The sequence below is a fragment of the Ruegeria sp. H9 genome (genome assembly GCF_056532915.1).
The window spans coordinates 370299-389510 of the sequence record NZ_JBQFNX010000002.1 but is presented as its reverse complement, the minus strand read 5'-3'; the positions used below and the strand labels follow the sequence as shown (position 1 = coordinate 389510).

17 protein-coding genes are annotated in these 19212 nt (G+C 56.3%); 10 read left to right on the top strand and 7 right to left on the bottom strand.

Annotated features, from left to right (window positions below; translation table 11 throughout):
* Positions 1-70 precede the first annotated feature (70 nt).
* A complete protein-coding gene (locus tag ACR0CZ_RS10465; protein WP_480536952.1) occupies positions 71-3490 on the bottom strand; it encodes an indolepyruvate ferredoxin oxidoreductase family protein in 3420 nt (1139 codons plus the stop codon).
* A 169-nt stretch (positions 3491-3659) separates the two neighbouring features.
* Here ACR0CZ_RS10465 and ACR0CZ_RS10460 point away from each other — a divergent pair, with 169 nt between their 5' ends.
* The 6 genes from ACR0CZ_RS10460 to grxD all read left to right on the top strand — a co-directional run bounded on the left by ACR0CZ_RS10460 (position 3660) and on the right by grxD (position 10491).
* Positions 3660-4568, top strand: a complete 909-nt coding sequence (locus ACR0CZ_RS10460) for a LysR family transcriptional regulator (protein ID WP_170393176.1) — start codon at positions 3660-3662, stop codon at positions 4566-4568.
* Positions 4569-4837: 269 nt separating this feature from the next.
* Positions 4838-7084 carry a mechanosensitive ion channel family protein gene (locus ACR0CZ_RS10455; protein ID WP_170393177.1) on the top strand — a complete coding sequence of 749 codons (2247 nt, stop codon included), beginning with the start codon at positions 4838-4840 and terminating at the stop codon, positions 7082-7084.
* Positions 7085-7273: 189 nt separating this feature from the next.
* Positions 7274-9433, top strand: a complete 2160-nt coding sequence (gene purL / locus ACR0CZ_RS10450) for a phosphoribosylformylglycinamidine synthase subunit PurL (RefSeq protein WP_170393178.1) — start codon at positions 7274-7276, stop codon at positions 9431-9433.
* Positions 9434-9571: 138 nt separating this feature from the next.
* Positions 9572-9808, top strand: a complete 237-nt coding sequence (locus ACR0CZ_RS10445; RefSeq protein WP_170393179.1) for a BolA/IbaG family iron-sulfur metabolism protein — start codon at positions 9572-9574, stop codon at positions 9806-9808.
* A 43-nt stretch (positions 9809-9851) separates the two neighbouring features.
* Positions 9852-10142 (top strand): hypothetical protein, encoded by a 291-nt coding sequence (locus tag ACR0CZ_RS10440; protein WP_170393180.1) that lies wholly within the window; start codon positions 9852-9854, stop codon positions 10140-10142.
* Entirely contained in the window at positions 10129-10491 is a 363-nt protein-coding gene (gene grxD / locus ACR0CZ_RS10435; protein WP_170393181.1) for a Grx4 family monothiol glutaredoxin, read from the top strand. Before ACR0CZ_RS10440 ends, grxD begins: the two co-directional genes overlap by 14 nt.
* A gap of 1 nt (position 10492) precedes the next feature.
* Here grxD and ACR0CZ_RS10430 read toward each other — a convergent pair whose 3' ends face one another.
* Genes ACR0CZ_RS10430 through ACR0CZ_RS10420 form a run of 3 tightly spaced genes read right to left on the bottom strand, consistent with a single transcriptional unit; the run spans position 10493 to position 12068 of the window.
* Entirely contained in the window at positions 10493-10843 is a 351-nt protein-coding gene (locus ACR0CZ_RS10430) for an MliC family protein (RefSeq protein ID WP_170393182.1), read from the bottom strand.
* Entirely contained in the window at positions 10843-11235 is a 393-nt protein-coding gene (locus tag ACR0CZ_RS10425; protein ID WP_170393183.1) for a cell division protein ZapA, read from the bottom strand. The genes ACR0CZ_RS10430 and ACR0CZ_RS10425 overlap by 1 nt, the downstream gene beginning before the upstream one ends.
* Positions 11235-12068, bottom strand: a complete 834-nt coding sequence (locus ACR0CZ_RS10420) for a coiled-coil domain-containing protein (RefSeq protein ID WP_170393184.1) — start codon at positions 12066-12068, stop codon at positions 11235-11237. The genes ACR0CZ_RS10425 and ACR0CZ_RS10420 overlap by 1 nt, the downstream gene beginning before the upstream one ends.
* A 234-nt stretch (positions 12069-12302) precedes the next feature.
* Here ACR0CZ_RS10420 and tkt point away from each other — a divergent pair, with 234 nt between their 5' ends.
* The gene (gene tkt / locus ACR0CZ_RS10415) at positions 12303-14324 is read left to right on the top strand and encodes a transketolase (protein WP_170393185.1); all 2022 of its coding nucleotides are present in this window, start codon (positions 12303-12305) and stop codon (positions 14322-14324) included.
* 50 nt (positions 14325-14374) lie between these two features.
* On the opposite strand, the gene ACR0CZ_RS10410 is transcribed toward tkt, so the two are convergent.
* Together ACR0CZ_RS10410 and ACR0CZ_RS10405 are read right to left on the bottom strand one after the other, a co-directional pair.
* Positions 14375-15175, bottom strand: coding sequence for a thioesterase family protein (locus tag ACR0CZ_RS10410; protein ID WP_170465398.1), 801 nt, complete (start codon positions 15173-15175; stop codon positions 14375-14377).
* Positions 15176-15262: 87 nt separating this feature from the next.
* Complete coding sequence (locus ACR0CZ_RS10405; RefSeq protein ID WP_170393187.1) at positions 15263-16234, bottom strand: DUF808 domain-containing protein; 972 nt, start codon at positions 16232-16234, stop codon at positions 15263-15265.
* A 182-nt stretch (positions 16235-16416) separates the two neighbouring features.
* Between ACR0CZ_RS10405 and gap (ACR0CZ_RS10400) the strand changes: the two genes are divergently transcribed.
* The 3 genes from gap (ACR0CZ_RS10400) (at position 16417) to gap (ACR0CZ_RS10390) (ending at position 18721) form a co-directional block, all read left to right on the top strand.
* Positions 16417-17418, top strand: coding sequence for a type I glyceraldehyde-3-phosphate dehydrogenase (gap, locus tag ACR0CZ_RS10400; protein ID WP_170393188.1), 1002 nt, complete (start codon positions 16417-16419; stop codon positions 17416-17418).
* Between the two features lie 73 nt (positions 17419-17491).
* The gene (locus ACR0CZ_RS10395) at positions 17492-17635 is read left to right on the top strand and encodes a hypothetical protein (RefSeq protein ID WP_010439846.1); all 144 of its coding nucleotides are present in this window, start codon (positions 17492-17494) and stop codon (positions 17633-17635) included.
* 81 nt (positions 17636-17716) lie between these two features.
* Positions 17717-18721 (top strand): type I glyceraldehyde-3-phosphate dehydrogenase, encoded by a 1005-nt coding sequence (gene gap, locus ACR0CZ_RS10390; RefSeq protein ID WP_170393189.1) that lies wholly within the window; start codon positions 17717-17719, stop codon positions 18719-18721.
* Here the strand turns inward: gap (ACR0CZ_RS10390) and coaD are convergent.
* Complete coding sequence (gene coaD, locus ACR0CZ_RS10385) at positions 18713-19204, bottom strand: pantetheine-phosphate adenylyltransferase (protein ID WP_170393190.1); 492 nt, start codon at positions 19202-19204, stop codon at positions 18713-18715. The two genes, gap (ACR0CZ_RS10390) and coaD, sit on opposite strands and share 9 nt — an antisense overlap.
* Between the last annotated feature and the right edge of the window lie 8 nt (positions 19205-19212).

Genomic DNA, 19212 nt, shown 5'->3' with positions numbered 1-19212 from the left:
CCGGTTTGCTGCCGCTTAGATAAGGCCGGGTAGCCAGTTTGCATAGGTTTGATGACAAGCTTGTAAAGCCTCACTCTGCCGCAGCTTTCATCTGAGGCCCGCCATCGCGAATAACAGCCAACAATTCCTCGCGACGTTTCGCAGCCTTGGCTTCATTCGCGACCAAAACCGGACCGAAACCGCGAATGTCCAATGGCAGAGCCGCAAGGGCCGCGATCGCATCACTGGTTTCGGGTGTCAGGCTGGGCAAAACCTCTTTCATGTCCTTTTCATACTGGCGGATCAGAGCACGCTCCATTTTGCGCTCTGTCGTGTAGCCAAAGATATCCAGCGGAGTGCCGCGCAAACCTTTCAGCTTGGCTAGAACCTTCAACGGACCAAGAAACCACTCGCCGAACGCTTTCTTGGCCGGGCGGCCATTGTCGCCCTTCGTCCCCAGGGTTGGCGGCGCAAGATGGAAGGTCATCTTAAAGTCACCATCAAACTCGGCCTCCGCCTTCTGGCGACTGTCGAGCAGCAATCGGGCGACTTCATATTCATCCTTATATGACAAAAGCTTATGGTAGCCTTTGGCAATAGCCTCACGAACGTGTTGATCTGCAACGCTGTCGACCAGCTTGCGATAACGTTTCGCCAACCGCTTGTTCTGATAGTCGATCAGGTGCGCAGCGCGGAAATCGATCACTTGATCGAGGGTCTTTGGTAACTCTGCTACGTTGGGGCGCAAAATATTGGCCACGTCGTCGGGGTGGGTCACCGCCCAGCGACCAACTTCAAAGGCGCGTTTGTTGCGCTCGACCGCCGCACCATTCAACTCAATAGCACCCATTATCGCTTGGTGACTGATCGGTAGCAGACCACGCTGCCAGGCTGCGCCAAAGACCATCATATTGGAATAGATCGAGTCGCCCATCACGGCTCGCGCCAGATCGGTGGCATCGAAAAGGGCCACCCCGTCTTTCAACCGCGCCTGCAGCGCAAGCTGCAATTGATCGCTGGGGATTGTGAATTCTGTATCGCGCGTGAAGTCACCGGTGATAATCTCATGACTGTTCACAACAGCGCCGGTCTGGCCGGTTTGCGTGAGGCCAAGCGTCTTGGCCCCGGCCGATACCACCAGATCACCACCGATCAGCGAATGCGCTTCGCCAGTGGCAACACGGATCGCGCTGATATCATCGGGCCGGTTGGCCAGACGGCAATGGATATGTACGGCGCCACCCTTCTGTGCGAGGCCGGCCATTTCCATCATACCGGCACCCTTGCCGTCGATTTGTGCGGCTTGCGCCAGAACCGCCCCGATGGTGACAACGCCTGTGCCGCCAACTCCGGTAATTACGACGTTATGAGTGCCAATGATCTGTGGCAAAACGGGGTCCGGTAGATCGGGCAAGTCGAGGTCGGTCGTCGCCTCTTTGCGGATTTTCGCCCCTTCAACGGTTACAAAAGACGGGCAGAACCCGTTCAAGCAGGAAAAATCCTTGTTGCAGCTTGACTGATCAATCGCACGCTTGCGGCCAAGTTCGGTCTCTTTCGGTACGATGGAAACACAGTTCGACTGAACGCCGCAATCTCCGCAACCCTCACAGATATCAGTATTTATGAACACTCGCTTATCGGGGTCGGGGAACGTGCCGCGCTTGCGTCTCCTGCGCTTTTCAGCTGCGCAGGTCTGGACATAAACAATGACCGATACACCCTCGATTTCGCGGAATTTTTCCTGAACCTGCATCAGTTTTGAACGCTCGAACGTCTCAACGCCCGAAGGCAACGCACCAAAATTCACATCTTCTTTTTCGTCGTAAACGACAGCGACGTTGCTGACACCCATCGCACGGACCTCGGCGACGATGCGTTCGGCACTTAGCCCACCTTCGTTCTCCTGACCTCCGGTCATCGCAACGGCGTCGTTATAGAGGATCTTAAAGGTGATATTTGTGCCCGCAGCCAGTGCCGCCCGGATCGCCTGCACGCCGGAATGGTTATAGGTGCCATCGCCGAGGTTTTGGAACACATGTTGTGTGGTTGAAAACGGAGCCTCGCCAATCCAGTTCGCCCCTTCGCCGCCCATCTGGGTGAAACCGGTGGTTTCGCGATCCATCCACTGCACCATGTAGTGACAGCCAATCCCGGCATAGGCTCGGCTGCCATCAGGCAGCTTGGTTGAACTGTTATGCGGACATCCAGAACAAAAGTATGGTAAACGCGCCGCGATTTCCTGCGCATTGTCAGCCCGGCGCGCTTCGGACAGCGCCTCCAGTCCGGCGCGAACGCCATCTGTATCGCGCCCCTCTTCGATTAGGATCTCACCCAGCTTCTCGGCAATCATGATCGGGTCAAGCGCCCCTCGGGTCGGGAACAGTTCTTCGCGGTGTAGCGTCCCCGCGCCGCCTTTGTACCAGCCATAAACACGGCGCCCACGACGGTCGTCAAAGATCGCTTCTTTGACCTGAACTTCGATCAGCTTGCGCTTTTCCTCGACGATCACGATCAGGTCCAGCCCCTCAGCCCAATCGTGGAAGCCCTTCATATCCAAGGGGAAAGTCTGCCCGATCTTATAGGTGGTAATGCCTAGCCGTTCGGCCTCATCCGGGTTGATGTTCAGCAGCGACATGGCATGAGTCAGATCAAGCCAGTTCTTACCCGCCGCCACAAACCCAATCTTGGCGCCCGGTTTTCCCCAGACCCTCTTGTCTAACTTATTGGCGTGCGAAAAGACCTCTGCCGCAAAGCGCTTGTGGTCGATTACGCGCGCTTCCTGCAGATGCGGCGTATCACCCAGCCGAATATTCAGCCCACCCTCTGGCATATCGAATTGAGGGGTGACCAGCTGCATTCGGTCAGGGCGGCCATCTACGACGGAAGTCACTTCGATCGTGTCTTTCATCGTTTTCAGCCCGACCCAGACCCCGGCGAAGCGGCTGAGCGCAAATCCATAGATGCCATAGTCCAGAATTTCTTGCACACCTGCCGGGCTGACCACGGGCATATACATGTCCACCAGTGACCATTCCGACTGATGCAAAACGGTCGAGCTTTCACCCGTGTGATCATCGCCCATGGCCATCAATACACCGCCATGTTGCGCCGTGCCCGCCATATTGGCATGGCGCATCACATCACCGGATCGATCTACGCCCGGCCCCTTGCCATACCAGAGCCCAAAAACACCATCGAATTTTCCGTCGCCACGCAGCCCCGCCTGTTGGCTGCCCCACAATGCGGTTGCAGCCAGATCTTCGTTCAATCCGAATTGAAAGGTGACATCCTTTTCGGCAAGTTGCTTTTCTGCACGAGACATCTGAAGGTCTACAGCCCCAAGCGGAGACCCCCGATAGCCTGTGACCAGACCTGCTGTGTTCAATCCCGCCGCAGTGTCTCGTACTTTTTGCATCAGCATCAAACGCACCAGTGCCTGCGTGCCGTTCAAAAGAACCGGGCTTTTGGACAGGTCGAACCGGTCGTTGAGTGAAATTTTCGGCTGACTCATCTGACGTCTCCCCTCGTCGGATTAGTGTGCTTTATTCTCGTGCATATTAGGTCATAAATACTGACCTGTATAGTGATTTTACTCTATTACGTAACGATTTCCGGGTTTCATTGTGGAATTTGTTACCTGTTTCATATAGGGCTGCGCGAGGATAACGAAAGTTGCGGCGATGGATTGGGACAAGCTCAGAATATTTCACGCGGTTGCAGACGCTGGCAGCCTCACACACGCGGGAGACAAGCTCAATTTATCTCAATCCGCGGTGAGCCGTCAGATCCGCGCGCTTGAAGAATCACTCGATGCAACCTTGTTCCACCGCCATGCACGCGGCCTGATTCTGACAGAACAAGGCGAATTGTTGTTCGATGCTACGACAGCTATGCTGAAACGTCTGGATGCCGCTGCAGCGCGTATCCGGGATAGCGAAGATGAGGTATTTGGCGTACTGAGGGTGACCACCACCTTCGGGTTCGGCACGCTGTGGCTCGCCCCGCGCCTACCGAAGCTCTATGAACAGTATCCCGACCTCAATATCGACCTCATGCTTGAAGAACGGGTATTGGATCTGCCAATGCGTGAAGCCGATGTGGCCATCCGCATGAAAGAGCCCAGCCAGGCCGATCTCGTGCGCAAACGGCTGATGACTGTGCAGATGCTGCTCTATGCAACGCGCAGCTATTTGGATGCTCATGGTGGGGCGCCTGAAACGCTGGAAGACATTTCCAAGCACCGATTGATCTGCCAAACGCCCGCAGCCCCTCAGGTTGGGGCAAGCGCGTCGATGGTTCGTCACCTTATGACATACAATCCCGGCTCGTTGCTGACCGTGAACAACTATTTCGGCGTTCTTCAGGGCGTGCTGCATGATCTGGGTATCGGAGTACTTCCTGATTATGTGACAGAGGACTTCCCGGATCTGGTCCCCGTCATGTCAGACATCGAAAGTGCTGATGTGCCGGTTTACCTCGCCTACCCCGAAGAATTGCGTCATTCCAAACGGATAGCGGCATTCCGGGACTTTGTGCAGGATGAGATAATCGCCCATCGCAAACAGCTGAGGCAATTGGGCAAGCTATAGCCATGCACTCAGAGCATAGCGGACATGACGCCGGGGTCTGCTAATAGACCTTGATCGTTAATAAACTGATCCCTAAATGAGCACATGAAGGCGGTGATGCTGAAACGCTCATCATCTTCATACCTCCCTGTTGGACTACGGCCGAGCTTAGTGCTCGGCCTTTTTTTTGCGCCAGGCTGATGCAATTCAGTGGAAAGCACTGGGAAAATCCAACGCGTAGGCCTATGATCCCGAAAAAACACCTAAATTTCGTGTTCGAGGGCTAATTCATGTTCCACTCATTCCGCCTATTGTTGGCGATGATTTCAGTCTTGTTCCTGGCCGTGCCACTTCATGCACAAGACACAAGCACAACCGCTACAGTTGAAATTCCCGAAGATCTGACGCCAGAACAGGTTGATGATCTGGTTGCGCGCATGTCTGACGACCAGGTACGGGCAATCCTTCTGGAACGCCTTGACGCTGTTGCCGAAAAGCAAGCGGCGGAAAAGGAAGGTCAGGAAGACCCGCTGACCGAGCTCAATGAGATCTGGGCAGAAATGGTCGCATCCTGGACACATGTTCTGACCACAGTTCCCAATATCATCAGTGCGCAAATCACTGCATTTAGCAATTTCTCTGACAAATTGGGGGGCGCTGGTGTTCTGACGCTAATGGGGCTGGTGCTCTCGGTCCTGATAGTCGGCTTCATTGCTGAGAAGCTATTCATTTTCCTGACCCGCCGCTGGCATGAGGCAACCGAGCCATCGGGTGACGCTGATCTCAGAGGCGCTGTGAACTACCTGTTCCGCCGATTTTGCCGCGAAATTGCAGGGCTTATCGTATTCTACGTCGTCATTCGGGCGATTGGCCGAGGATTGCTGAGCCCCGAGCAGATCATCTATGCAGCCCCATTTGTATTCTACCTAATCTGGGTGCCGCGTCTGGGGGCAGCAGTCTCGCGCTTTGTTCTTGCGCCGCAAAAGCCACAATTCCGATTGGTAAACATTGACGACCACTGGGCAAAATACCTGCATCGCAACCTGATCGGTCTGCTGATCCTGATCGGCTTTACCTTGTTCGTACTAAGGTTCAACGCGCTCAACGGGGTAACCGGCGATCAGACACGCATCGGTTTCTGGCTGAACGCAGCAATCCACGTCTATATTGGCATAATCGCCTGGACTGCGCGCGAAGGTTTGTCACAGATGATGCTGGGCACCGACCCAGACCACACCAAGTTCGACGAAGAAGTCGCGCGGTATTACCCGTATTTTGCAATCGGCGTTTCGGTCGTGATTTGGCTGCTGGTCGAATTCCTGGTGGCACAACGCAACCCGGCGCTGATCCGCGTGCTGTCCGGTGGAGCGCATTTCACAACCATGTTCTGGCTGTTGATTGCACCTGCACTTGATACATTGATACGTGGTTTGGTGCGCCACCTGCAGCCGCCAATGTCGGGCGAAGGGCCATTAGCAGAACGCGCCTACCGATCGGCCAAGCGCAGCTATATTCGCATCGGTCGGGTGATTGCTGGCCTCTTCGTCGTCTTCATGATTTCCCGTGTTTGGCAGCTAGATCTGCGCCATGTTGCGTCCGCAGGAATCGGTGCCGAAGTTGGCGGCGCAATCATCGAGTTCCTGCTGATCATCGCTGTCGGCTACATCCTGAACGAGATCGTCTCGCTGTGGATTAACCGTCGTCTGGCCAAGGAACAGACAGCGGCCGAGGAGCTGGATGAAGAAGCCGGCGGAGAAGGTGGCGGCGCGGGTGGTTCGCGTCTGGCGACCGTCCTGCCCTTGTTGCGGATCACCGCACAAGTCACCATCTCGGTGATCTTCGGCCTACTAGCCCTGAGCGCCTTGGGCATCAACATCACGCCGCTGCTGGCTGGTGCTGGTGTTTTGGGTCTGGCCATCGGCTTTGGTGCGCAGAAACTGGTGGCCGATATCGTTGGCGGCATCTTCTTCCTGATCGATGACGCCTTCCGCGTCGGCGAATATGTCGATGTCGGCGGGACCATGGGAACGGTCGAGAAAATTTCGATCCGCTCAATGCAGCTTCGCCACCATCGTGGTCCGGTGCACACTATACCTTATGGCGAGATTCAAAAGCTCACCAACTTCAGCCGTGACTGGGTGATCATGAAGTTGAAATTTACTGTGCCGTTCGACACCGACCCCAACAAGGTCAAGAAGATCTTCAAGAAGATCGGTGCCGAGATGATGCAGGACGAGGTTCACAAAGATGGCTTCCTGCAGCCCTTCAAATCTCAGGGTGTGTTCGACTTCGACGATGTCGGTATGATCATCCGAGGCAAGTTCATGGCCAAGCCCGGTAAGCAATTCACATTGCGTAAGGAAATCTTTAACCGTGTGAAGGCCGAATTCAACGCAAATGGTATCGACTTCGCCCGCCGCGAGGTGCGCGTCGCCATCCCGGGGTTGGATGAGGCTGAGAACATAACTGAAGAACAAAAAGCTGCCGCCGGTGCAGCCGCCGCAGATGCGGTCAACAAAGGGCAAAACCCCGCCTGACACTTAGGCTTCGACACGTTTCAGCCGCTGGCTGAACCAAATCAGCACGCCTCTCAAATCGGAACCGGTCTTATGGCCGGTTCCGTTTTTTATTGCCCGATGACCCCTGTGCGGGTTTGGCTCTTTCCTCAAGCGGCCCATTGCCCTAAAAGGCCCGCAATCTCGGCCCACTTGGACACAGGACAGAAGATGCAAGAGCCCGCCATCACACCCGATCTGATTGCCGCACATGGGCTCAAGCCCGAGGAATACGACATGATCCTTGAGATCATCGGGCGTGAGCCGACCTTTACCGAGCTTGGCATCTTTTCAGCGATGTGGAACGAGCATTGTTCTTATAAGTCATCCAAGAAATGGTTGCGCACCCTTCCAACCTCTGGCCCTCAGGTTATCTGCGGCCCAGGCGAGAATGCGGGTGTCGTCGATATCGGCGACGGTCAGGCCGTGGTGTTCAAGATGGAAAGCCACAACCACCCCTCGTATATCGAACCCTATCAGGGCGCGGCGACCGGCGTGGGCGGCATCCTGCGGGATGTTTTTACCATGGGCGCACGGCCCATCGCCTCGATGAACGCACTGTCCTTTGGCGAGCCAGGCCACCATAAGACGCGCCAATTGGTGAACGGAGTGGTCGAGGGTATTGGCGGCTACGGCAACTGCTTCGGTGTGCCTTGCGTGGGTGGCGAAGTTCGGTTCCACCCGGCCTATAACGGCAACTGCCTTGTGAACGCGTTTGCCGCTGGTCTGGCTGACAGTGACAAGATTTTCTACTCGGCCGCTTCGGGCGTTGGGATGCCCGTCGTCTATCTGGGCGCAAAAACCGGTCGTGACGGTGTGGGCGGAGCAACCATGGCATCGGCCGAATTCGATGACACCATCGAAGAAAAACGCCCCACCGTTCAGGTCGGCGACCCCTTCACCGAAAAGCGCCTGATGGAAGCAACGCTGGAACTGATGCAGACCGGTGCCGTGATCTCGATCCAGGACATGGGCGCGGCGGGCCTGACCTGTTCTGCCGTGGAAATGGGCGATAAGGGCGGCCTTGGCGTGCGCCTTGATCTGGAAAACGTACCTCAGCGCGAAGAGAACATGACAGCCTATGAAATGATGCTGTCAGAATCTCAGGAACGGATGCTGATGGTCCTCAAACCTGAGCTTGAGGCCGAGGCCCGCGCCGTGTTCGAAAAATGGGACCTCGATTTTGCCATCGTAGGCGAAACCATTGCCGAAGACCGTTTCCTGATCATGCACAATGGTGAGATCAAAGCCGATCTGGTCCTGTCTAAACTGTCCTCGACCGCGCCTGAATACGACCGCCCGTGGGAACCGACCCCTGAGTCCGCGCCACTGGAAGACGTACCACAGATCGATCCGATCGACGGTCTGCGCGCCCTGCTCTCTTCACCCAATTACGCAGGCAAACAATGGGTCTATGAGCAATACGACACCATGGTCATGGCGGATTCAACTCGCACGCCGGGTCTGGGCGCTGGCATGGTCCGCGTACATGGCACCGACAAGGTGCTAGCCTTTACCAGCGACGTAACCCCGCGCTATGTCCGTGCAAACCCGGTGGAAGGCGGCAAACAAGCGGTGGCCGAGGCCTATCGCAACCTGACCGCCGTGGGGGCCAAACCACTTGCCACCACAGACAACCTGAACTTCGGGAACCCCGAAAAGCCCGAGATCATGGGTCAGTTCGTCGGCGCGATCCAAGGTATCGGTGCCGCCGTTGGTGCGCTGGATATGCCCATCGTGTCGGGCAACGTCTCTCTTTATAACGAGACAGACGGTCAGGCGATCCTGCCAACCCCCACCATCGGCGCGGTTGGTCTTCTTGCTCATAGCGACGAGATCATCGGAAACGAGGTTCGGGATGGCCATGTTGCGCTGGTCATCGGCGAAACCAACGGCCATATGGGTCAGTCCGCCCTGCTGGCCGAGGTATTCAACCGCGAGGACGGAGACGCGCCGCACGTTGATCTGGCTGCAGAGGCGCGCAACGGGGAATTCATCCGTGCCAATCGCGAGATGATCAAAGCATGTACTGATCTGAGCGATGGAGGCCTTGCACTGGCTGCGTTTGAACTTGCTGAAGCTGCAGGCGTAGGCGTTTGCCTGGATGATGCATCATCCGAGTTCCTATTCGGCGAAGACCAGGCCCGTTATCTTGTGGCGTGCAACTTCGATCAAGCCGAGGCGCTAATGATCGCTGCCGGTCAGGCTGGTGTCCCGCTGGTCTCGGTTGGTCGATTTACCGGTGACAGCGTGAAGATCGGCAATTCCGAAGCTCCTTTGGCAGAACTGACCGAGACCTTCCGCCAGAGCTTTGCCGCCGCGGTCGCCTGATAAATCGTCTCTTCCGAATTCCAGAATTCCCGCGTCTTCCATAGGCGCGGGATTCGCGTATCTGAAAGATGCTCGACATCTTGCACGCCCGCTCTCATCACTCTACATCTTGGGAAAGACCTTCAGGAGTGAACCTACATGCCGATGAGCGCCCACGAGATCGAAACCCTGCTGCGCGAAAGCTTTCCCAATGCGGAAATTCAGGTTGGTGGCAGCGATGGCGTGCACATGTCCGCCATGGTCGTGGACGAAAGCTTTCGCGGCAAAAACCGCGTTCAGCAACAGCGTGCGGTTTACGCTGCGCTGAAAGGCAAGATGGATGGATCTGATGGGGAATTGCACGCGCTGGCGTTGACGACGAAGGTACCTGAATGACACAGCACTACTTTCAAAAAAGCGCCTAAGTGGCTTTGAAAAGATGAGTGGCTGGCCCTTCTGGATATCTCTTCTTGGTGCATTGATAGTTGTCGCCGCCCTCATCGAAGCCTATGTCAAACGCAACAGAAAACGAAAACTGTCGGATATGCGCCCTGACCCCGATACGCTTAGCAAGGTTGGGGGAATTGAACGATACGGGCTTGATCCGGTGACGCTTGCACAAGCAGAACACCGGCGGCTTGAAGAAGAAGGATGGGCACCTGAACTGCCCGATAACCGAACGACCGCCGCGCAAGCGGATGAAAAGGAAAAGCAAGATGAGCGACGTTAAGACCCAGATCGACGAAACCGTCAAAGCCAACGATGTGGTGCTTTACATGAAAGGCACCAAAGAGATGCCGCAGTGCGGGTTCTCATCCCGGGTGGCCGGTGTTCTGAATTACATGGGTGTCGAATACACCGATGTGAACGTTCTGGCTGACGAAGCTGTGCGCCAGGGCATCAAGGACTACTCCGACTGGCCAACCGTGCCTCAGCTTTATGTCAAAGGCGAGTTTGTCGGCGGTTGCGACATTATCACTGAAATGACGCTGTCGGGCGAGCTAGACACACTGTTCGATGAAAACAGTGTGGGCTACAATAAAGACGCTGCGGACAAAATCCGCGAAGCAAACGCGTAAGCTATCGGCTGCTACAGTCCTTGAACAATACGAGTTCCGGGGCTGTGTCGCCTTCGGCCTGATGGCTGATCGTGGCATCCCACCCCTTGGAGCGCAGGGTGTATGTCCCTGCCCCTCCGACGGATTCATACCGGATGCCCGAACCGCTTGGAACCTGTTTCATGGGGATCAACTGATCATCGATCATCATCGCAGCCGCCCCATCGCCATTTGAGGCGTTAAAGTAGGACACCGGCACTTGCGTGTTGTTTTCACAGATAAACGTCACGGACAGAATGTCGATATCGGCCTTTGCCATCGTGCCAGTCAGCGAGACGACGGCCGCGCAAAAGGCCATTCGGGCGATCGGCATTAGGCCGTCCTTTCTTCAATGACTGCCGCCAGGGCTTCGGCGCGCGCCGCCATTTCAGCCAGCGTATCCGTGACAGATGGCGGCACTACCGCGACCTCGATCCGTTCAGGTTCCGGCTGCGGTTGGCTGCGGAGCCGCTTCAATTCGGTCTCCAATTCAACCAGCTTGGCCTCGGCCAGTTTCATGCGATCTTCATGCGCGGCTGCCTTGTCTGCCAACATGAGTCCCGCCATCAGCAGCATCCGCGATTCCGGCATACGTCCGATCTGGTCCGACAAAACCTGAGCCTCATCATCCAGCAGTCTGGCTGCCGCTTGCAGAAACGGTTCTTCACCGTCCTGGCACGAGACATCAAAGCCGCGGCCACCGATATGAATGGTTACTTCGGGCATTATTCCACCTCTCCCTCGGCCAGATTGGCATGACTTAGCAATGGCTCAAGTCGAGCCAGGACCGCATGCGCTTCGGCTGCGTCCGACGCGCGCGCGGCACGTATGGCTTCTAATTCGGCTGTCGTGGCCCGGTTCAGCATGTCAGCATCCGTGACACCGTCCTCTGCGGCGGCGCGTAATTCATCGACAGCGCTCCGGAGCTGATCGTTTGCATTGCGAAGCCGTTGCAAATCATCATCCAACCGGGACATCGCGGCCCCATGGCTAGCCCGTTCCGCGCGCAGCATCTCAAGCTCGGCATTGAGTTCGGTTAACCGCTCGCTATCGACCAGTTCAGCCCGCAGACGCGCCAATTCGGCCTCCATCTCTTCCGCGCGATCCGCGATTGGGGTCAGTTTCTCGACCTGCGCGCGCAACGTATTGGCCTCTTCTGCGGCGCCCTGATGTGATCGCAGAGTCTCAATCTCAGCCTTCAAGCCCTCGACTTCGTCCGTGTTTTCAAGCGCAGCCTTGGCATCCGCCAACTCGGCCCGCGCAGCCTCAACCGTGGCGAGCTGAGAGGTCGCCTCGGCCAATTGCGCACGCAGCGCATCCACTTCCGAACTCGGTGCCGGTTGCGCACGCAGCGCGTCAATCTCTTGCGCGTGTCTCTCTTTGATCGTTTTCAGCCGTTCCTCAAGCTGGGCATTGGCCACCCGCTCTTCTTCAAGCGCCGTTCGCAGCGACGTGTCATCACCGGCTGCGGATCCAGCATCGTGCAAGGCCTCGACACCATTACCGATCCGCTCCATCGCGGTGATAATACGGCGTTGTAGTTCTTCGATCTGACTCATGCCTGTGTCACCTCTTTATCAAGGTTCGTTCTGATATTCGCCTACCCGAATCAAAAGCGGCGGCGCTCAGCCCTAGTCTAACGGAATGCGACAGAAAATACCCACTGTTTGGTTTCAACCACTTGCACACCGCTCTTGAAGCGCCAATTCGGTGTGCCACGCGGTTCTGCTTGCACTTTGACAATCGGATGGTATTCAGCGCCCATCTGCCCGTAAACCAAAGGAACTACGCCCGTGGACCTGACTGCGCTGCGCAATGCCAACCCCGAACACTGGGACAAGGCTGCGGCCATCCGCACCCTGACCCTCGACGCTGTCGCCGCCGCCAATTCCGGCCATTCCGGTATGCCGATGGGCATGGCCGATGTTGCGACCGTATTGTTCGAAAAGCACCTCAAATTCGACGCCACTGCCCCGAACTGGCCGGACCGCGATCGGTTCATCCTATCGGCGGGTCACGGTTCGATGCTGGTCTATTCGCTGCTGTATCTCACCGGTCATGGCGATGTTACGCTGGAAGAGATCAAGAACTTCCGTCAATTGGGCGCCAAAACTGCCGGGCACCCCGAGAACTTCCTGATCGATGGTGTCGAAACCACTACCGGACCTTTGGGTCAGGGCATTTCGAATGCCGTTGGCTTTGCGATGGCCGAGGAAATTCAGCGTGCGCATTATGGCAAGAAGATCGTTGATCACTATACCTACGTGATTGCGGGCGACGGCTGCCTGATGGAAGGCGTCAGCCAAGAGGCGATCACTTTGGCCGGTCGCCACGAGCTAAGCAAACTGATCGTCTTCTGGGATAACAACAACATCACCATCGACGGCACAGTCGACATCGCCGACCGCACCGATCAGGTGCGCCGTTTTGCGGCCTCGGGCTGGCATGTGCTTGAGATTGACGGCCACGACCCCAAGGCCATCGATGCGGCCATCGTGCAGGCGAAGAAGTCGAACAAACCGACGATGATTGCTTGTGAAAGCCACATTGCACTGGGTCACGCGGCGCAGGACACTTCAAAAGGCCATGGCGCTCTGACCGATCAGGATCAGTTGAACGCCGCCAAAGAAGCATATGACTGGCCGCATGATGCGTTCGTCATCCCTGCTGAGGTCAAAGCCGCTTGGGAGGCCATTGGTGCACGTGGCAAAGCCGAGCGCGCAGCGTGGGAGGAGCGTTTTGCGCAAGTCTCCGAACGTAAACAAGCCGAATTCAACCGCGCCTATGCGTTTGAGGCACCAAAGAAGCTGGCCGGCGCCATCCGGTCGTTCAAGAAACAGATGTCGGAAGACCAGCCAAAGCTGGCCACACGCGCCTCTTCAGAGAAGGTGTTGAATGTCGTTAACCCGATCATGCCCGAAACCATTGGCGGCTCGGCTGACCTGACTGGATCGAACAACACCAAATCGGCTGATATGGGCGTGTTCCTTCCGGAAAACCGCAAGGGTCGGTATATCCATTACGGCATTCGTGAACACGGTATGGCCGCTGCTATGAACGGTATGGCGCTGCATGGTGGCATTCGCCCGTATGGCGGTACGTTCATGGCCTTCACCGACTATGCGCGGCCCTCGATGCGTTTGGCTGCACTTATGAAGATCCCGACGGTGTTCGTGATGACCCACGACTCGATTGGTCTGGGCGAAGACGGTCCGACGCACCAACCGGTGGAACATCTGGCGATCTCGCGCGCGACGCCGAACACTTATGTGTTCCGCCCCGCGGATACGATTGAGACCGCCGAAGCCTGGGAATTGGCGCTGACCTTCAAGGACAGCCCCTCGGTTTTGTCGCTGACCCGTCAAGGCGTGCCAACTGTTCGGACCCAGCACAAAGCCAAAAACCTGACCGCGCAAGGCGCTTATGTATTGGCTGACGCAGAAAACAAGCGTCAGGCGATTCTGATTGCCACAGGTTCCGAGGTTTCGCTGGCGATGGAAGCTAAAGCAATACTTGAGGCCGAAGGCATCGGCACTCGGGTCGTTTCCATGCCCTGTATGGAGCTGTTTGCCGAACAAGACGAAGCCTACCGCAAGCGCGTATTGCCTGCGGGAGCCGTCCGCGTCGGTATCGAGGCTGCGGTTCGCGCCGGAGGCTGGGACCGTTGGCTTCTGGGCGAGCGTGGTCGCGAGGCCAAAGCCGGGTTCATCGGCATGTCCAGCTTTGGTGCGTCGGCACCCGCCGGAGAGCTCTACAAGCATTTTGGCATCACGACCGAGGCAACAGTCGCCAAGGTCAAAGAACTGCTGGGTTGAACCTACCCAAATTAGTCAGAAGGCCTCGGTTAAAACCGGGGCCTTTTTTGTTAGACGAAAATTATTACTGACTGCATACCATCGACAATTAGATCACCATCGGTGTTCCACATCCGCATGACCTGAGAGCTGTAGCCGTCATGTCCAGCTGTCAATTGATGTTCCATCAACCACCATCCATCGCGAGTATGAATATCTTCGGATAGCACGTTGAAAATCCAGTTCATTGATGAGTTGTTTCCCGGCTTCTTCAATGTCGGGAATATGGCCGGTGGCAACAGGTCCGCAATTGCGATCAACCCTTCGATCCTATCGCGCATATCGGCATCATTATGGCGCGCCCAAACCTTCACATAGCCACGCTCTGCACCAGCAAATGGCCGCGCCCCGTCGATCAACCGAACGTCGAAGTTCTCAAGAAATGCGATGGGAAGTTTTGGCAAATCTGGCGGGAAATAGTGTTCTGTGATCTCTGGCTGTATCTCTGCCTTAGCCGGATGTTCGAACGCCACATGGCTGTCCTGTGCCTTGCCAAACGTAAATGTCCCAAGTGCGGCTGTATTCCCCTCAATCCTTGCTCGTGTATTGATCGTCGTGACATTCCGCCCATTGCGAAGCACCTCGGTTTCGATCAGCGGAGGTGAACCGATGGGCGCGGTAAAATTGATCAGGGCCGAGCGTAATGGAGGCAGAACATCGACCGCATTTCTCGCAGCAGCCAGCAGCAAGGCAGACGAGAAGCCGCCATATGTTGTGCGGCCTTGCATCCAGTTTGGCGGTACCGGAAACTGCAGCATCCCGTTCAACCGATCTGAACTGGCAAGGACTTGGGAAAGGCTGAGTTTAGTCATCGATCTCACACCGGATATGCTTCGATTGGAACTTACCCCGCTCTTACCGTTGTGCCAGATGAAACCTCACGTCACATGATCCTGATTTCAGTGTTTATTCGCAGATCCCGAAATCGCGCTGATCGCGGGGGACAGCAGCTTGGTTGCCACCGGTATCAGCGCCAGCCCATAGGCCAGACCGAATACACCATCCATCGTCGCCTTCGCGATCCACTTTACCGCGCCTGCCCATTGTTCAGACACAGCATGACTCGCAGCATTTGCCCAGTCGTAAATGTGATGGCCCAGCCAGCCAAAGCCCAGGACCTCCATACCGTGGATCATGATCGACCCGCCGACCCACAGCATCGCAGCAGTACCAACGATAGACAGAACTTTCATAACAACGGGCATCGCTTTGACGAGGCCCCTTCCCGTTCCGCGCCCTATCGGCGTCGGCGCGTTTTGCGCCAAATACAGGCCGACATCATCCATTTTCACGATCAGAGCGACCGAGCCATAAACGGCGACGGTGACCCCAACGCCCACCACGGCCAGCGTCGCGGCTTGCATCCACACATTCGGTGCTTCAATGGCCGCCAAAGCGATGGTCATGATTTCAGCAGACAGAATAAAGTCAGTCTTGATCGCACCCTTCACCTTCTTTTCTTCCAGATGGCCAGGATCAGGATTTTTCATATCTTCGTCTATCGCATGGCTCCCATGTGGAAACAGGACATGAAAAATCTTCTCGGCCCCCTCGAAACACAGATATGAACCACCGAGCATAAGCAGCGGTGTGATCAACCAAGGCGCAAAATTGGCTAGTAGCAATGCCACTGGCAACAACAGAATGATCTTGTTGAAAATCGATCCGCGCGCGATGCGCCAGATGATCGGCAGTTCCCGCGCCGGGGCAAAACCCTGAACGTATTTGGGCGTCACGGCCGCATCGTCAATGATCACACCCGCAGTCTTGGCCCCAGCCTTGCCGGCAGCGGCCACCACATCGTCCACCGAGGCCGCCGCAACCTTTGCAATGCCCGCCACGTCGTCCAACAGGGCCAACAGACCACTCATCGCGCTTCCTTTCCATTCATCTGTTCGATCGGACCCTACCTGATCCAACGGCTAGCGCAAGCGTTAGCGCAATCGGCGCAGGTTTGCGCTAACACCTTAAAAATATGCCATTTTTGCCCTTTTGAGATTCAATATTCGCGGCTATATGGCCTGCAACGCAAGCGCATTTTTGGAGACGTCGGATGACCATCAAGGTCGGTATCAATGGTTTTGGCCGCATCGGCCGCTGTACTCTGTCGCACATCGCCGCATCGGCGCGCAACGACATCGAAGTGATCAAGGTCAACGCCACCGGCCCGCTGGAAACCTCGGCGCATCTGTTGAAATACGACAGCATCCATGGACGTTTCCCACGCGACGTCTCGGTCGAAGGCAACACCATGGATCTGGGTCGCGGCCCGATGGAGATGTTCTCGACCTACGATATGAACGAGCTGGACTGGGAAGGCTGCGATGTCGTTCTGGAATGCACCGGTAAATTCAACGACGGCCTGAAAGCCAAAACCCATCTTGAGCGCGGCGCTGGTAAGGTTCTGCTGTCGGCTCCCGGCAAAAATGTCGACAAGACCATCGTATTTGGTGTGAACCACAACAGCCTGACCGCAAACGACAATATGGTGTCGAACGGTTCTTGCACCACCAACTGCCTTGCTCCGCTTGCCAAGGTTCTGGACGAAGGTATCGGCATCGAGCATGGCATCATGACCACGATTCACGCCTATACCGGCGACCAACCGACGCTGGACCGTCGCCACAGCGATCTTTATCGCGCCCGCGCTGCCGCCATGTCGATGATCCCGACGTCCACTGGCGCCGCTGCAGCACTGGGAGAGGTTCTGCCGAACCTCAAAGGGCGCCTGGACGGCTCGGCCATCCGCGTGCCCACTCCAAACGTCTCGGCCGTTGATCTATCATTCCGCGCCTCGCGCGACGTCACTGTCGAAGAAGTTAACGCCATCGTCGAAGAGGCAGCAAAAGGCCCGATGCAGCGCGTTCTAGGGTATGAGCCTGCGCCGCTGGTTTCGACCGATTTTAACCATACCGAAGAAAGCTCGATCTTCGCGCCGGATCAGACCCGTGTGGTCGACAACCGTATGGTGCGCGTGCTGGCGTGGTATGACAACGAATGGGGATTCTCGGTGCGTATGGCGGATGTCGCCGTCGCGATGGGCCGCCTTAACTGACCCTTTGGACATAGCTTGTACCTTTATGCCCGCTCAGGTTATCTGAGCGGGCATTTTCGTTCAGGGCGCAGAAATGACAAATCAAATCGCCATCTGGCTTGGAATCCTAATTCTGGGCGGTCTGATGCTGGACGTGGCACTATTCGGCACCGAACACCTGCTGTTCCTGGGCAAGAAGCTCTACGATTTCCTGGATTGGCTCGCCTTCTGGCGCTGACAGAGGTTTTTCTTGACTTTCGCGCCAATCTGGCTTTGTTAGCGCTAACCATCTATGGACCATGTTCTGACGGAGCGCATTATGACACTCAAGCTGGCAATCAATGGATTTGGACGGATCGGGCGCGGCGTTCTTCGGGCCGTCATGGAATCCGGACGTACTGATGTTGAAATCATCGCAATCAACGATCTGGCAAAGCCCGAAATGAACGCACATCTGTTCGAGTTCGACAGCGTGCATGGACGCTATTCCAATCCCGTAACTCTGACTGATGCAGGTCTGGACGTGGGTGCTGGGCCCATCCGGCTGACCAGCGAGCGTGATCCCGAAGCACTGGACTGGTCTGATGTGGATGTGGTTCTGGAATGCACCGGTGTTTTCCGGACCCGTGAAGCAGCTGAGCGGCACCTGAAAAACGGATCAAAGAAAGTGTTGATCTCGGCCCCTGCCCGTGGCGACGGCGGCGTGAAGACAGTCGTGTTCGGCGTGAACGATCATGAGTTAACCGCCGACGATATCGTTGTTTCCAATGCCTCGTGCACCACCAACTGCCTGTCGCCGGTCGCGGCGGCTTTGGACGCAGGACTAGGTATCAAACACGGCAACATGACCACAGTTCATGCATATACGGCCAGCCAACCGGTTCACGACACTGCGGGCAAAGACCCCTACCTGTCGCGCGCAGCTGCGCTGTCGATGATTCCGACGACAACTGGCGCGGCATCGGCTGTTGGTCTGGTTCTGCCGCAGCTTGCTGGTAAGTTGACCGGGCAAGCCATTCGTGTCCCCACGCCCAATGTCTCAGTCGTTGATCTGGTTGCTGAGGTTTCGCGACCGACGACCGAAGAAGAGGTCAATGCCCTCTTTGTAGAAGCCGCCGCCAAAATCCCCGGTGTGCTGGCGGCCGAGAATCGCCCCTTGATCTCGATCGATTTCAACCACGACTCGCATAGCTCGACGGTTTCACTGGCTGAAACCAAAGTAACTGACGGCACATTGGTTCGTGTGCTTGCATGGTACGACAACGAATGGGGCTTCTCGAACCGGATGCTGGACACTGCCGCCGCGATGGGCGCGCTATCCTAACCGCTCTTTCAAGGCGGAATTAACGCGGGGCGTGACGAATTTTGACACGTCCCCGTTCAATCTGGCGATTTCTTTGACCAGTTTCGACGCAATGGCTTGATGCCGTGCCTCTGCCATCAAGAACACGGTCTCAATCGAGTCGTCCAACGCGCGATTCATCCCAACCATCTGGAATTCATACTCGAAATCCGCAACCGCACGCAGTCCGCGCACGATGATCTGAGCGCCTACATCGCGGGCGCAATCGATCAGCAGGTTTTCAAACGGATGCGCGACAATCTCGGTGCCAGTCTGCTCGGTTAGATGGGCGCATTCGGCCTCGATCATCGCGACACGCTCTTCCAAAGAAAACAGCGGGCCCTTGTCCCGGTTGATAGCAACACCAATGACGAGCTTATCCACCAGCGCAGCCGCGCGGCGAATAATGTCTATATGACCCATGGTGATAGGGTCGAAAGTACCGGGATATAATCCAACCCGCATTGGGCTCT

What these genes read in the sequence shown, in the direction of transcription:
- coaD (WP_170393190.1), bottom strand. Translation starts at nt 19,204, where the DNA reads ATGCGGGTTGGATTATATCCCGGTACTTTCGACCCTATCACCATGGGT.
- purL (WP_170393178.1), top strand. Translation starts at nt 7,274, where the DNA reads ATGCAAGAGCCCGCCATCACACCCGATCTGATTGCCGCACATGGGCTC.
- ACR0CZ_RS10440 (WP_170393180.1), top strand. Translation starts at nt 9,852, where the DNA reads ATGAGTGGCTGGCCCTTCTGGATATCTCTTCTTGGTGCATTGATAGTT.
- ACR0CZ_RS10455 (WP_170393177.1), top strand. Translation starts at nt 4,838, where the DNA reads ATGTTCCACTCATTCCGCCTATTGTTGGCGATGATTTCAGTCTTGTTC.
- ACR0CZ_RS10410 (WP_170465398.1), bottom strand. Translation starts at nt 15,175, where the DNA reads ATGACTAAACTCAGCCTTTCCCAAGTCCTTGCCAGTTCAGATCGGTTG.
- ACR0CZ_RS10425 (WP_170393183.1), bottom strand. Translation starts at nt 11,235, where the DNA reads ATGCCCGAAGTAACCATTCATATCGGTGGCCGCGGCTTTGATGTCTCG.
- ACR0CZ_RS10430 (WP_170393182.1), bottom strand. Translation starts at nt 10,843, where the DNA reads ATGCCGATCGCCCGAATGGCCTTTTGCGCGGCCGTCGTCTCGCTGACT.
- ACR0CZ_RS10395 (WP_010439846.1), top strand. Translation starts at nt 17,492, where the DNA reads ATGACAAATCAAATCGCCATCTGGCTTGGAATCCTAATTCTGGGCGGT.
- gap (WP_170393189.1), top strand. Translation starts at nt 17,717, where the DNA reads ATGACACTCAAGCTGGCAATCAATGGATTTGGACGGATCGGGCGCGGC.
- ACR0CZ_RS10465 (WP_480536952.1), bottom strand. Translation starts at nt 3,490, where the DNA reads ATGAGTCAGCCGAAAATTTCACTCAACGACCGGTTCGACCTGTCCAAA.
- ACR0CZ_RS10445 (WP_170393179.1), top strand. Translation starts at nt 9,572, where the DNA reads ATGCCGATGAGCGCCCACGAGATCGAAACCCTGCTGCGCGAAAGCTTT.
- ACR0CZ_RS10405 (WP_170393187.1), bottom strand. Translation starts at nt 16,234, where the DNA reads ATGAGTGGTCTGTTGGCCCTGTTGGACGACGTGGCGGGCATTGCAAAG.
- ACR0CZ_RS10420 (WP_170393184.1), bottom strand. Translation starts at nt 12,068, where the DNA reads ATGAGTCAGATCGAAGAACTACAACGCCGTATTATCACCGCGATGGAG.
- gap (WP_170393188.1), top strand. Translation starts at nt 16,417, where the DNA reads ATGACCATCAAGGTCGGTATCAATGGTTTTGGCCGCATCGGCCGCTGT.
- ACR0CZ_RS10460 (WP_170393176.1), top strand. Translation starts at nt 3,660, where the DNA reads ATGGATTGGGACAAGCTCAGAATATTTCACGCGGTTGCAGACGCTGGC.
- grxD (WP_170393181.1), top strand. Translation starts at nt 10,129, where the DNA reads ATGAGCGACGTTAAGACCCAGATCGACGAAACCGTCAAAGCCAACGAT.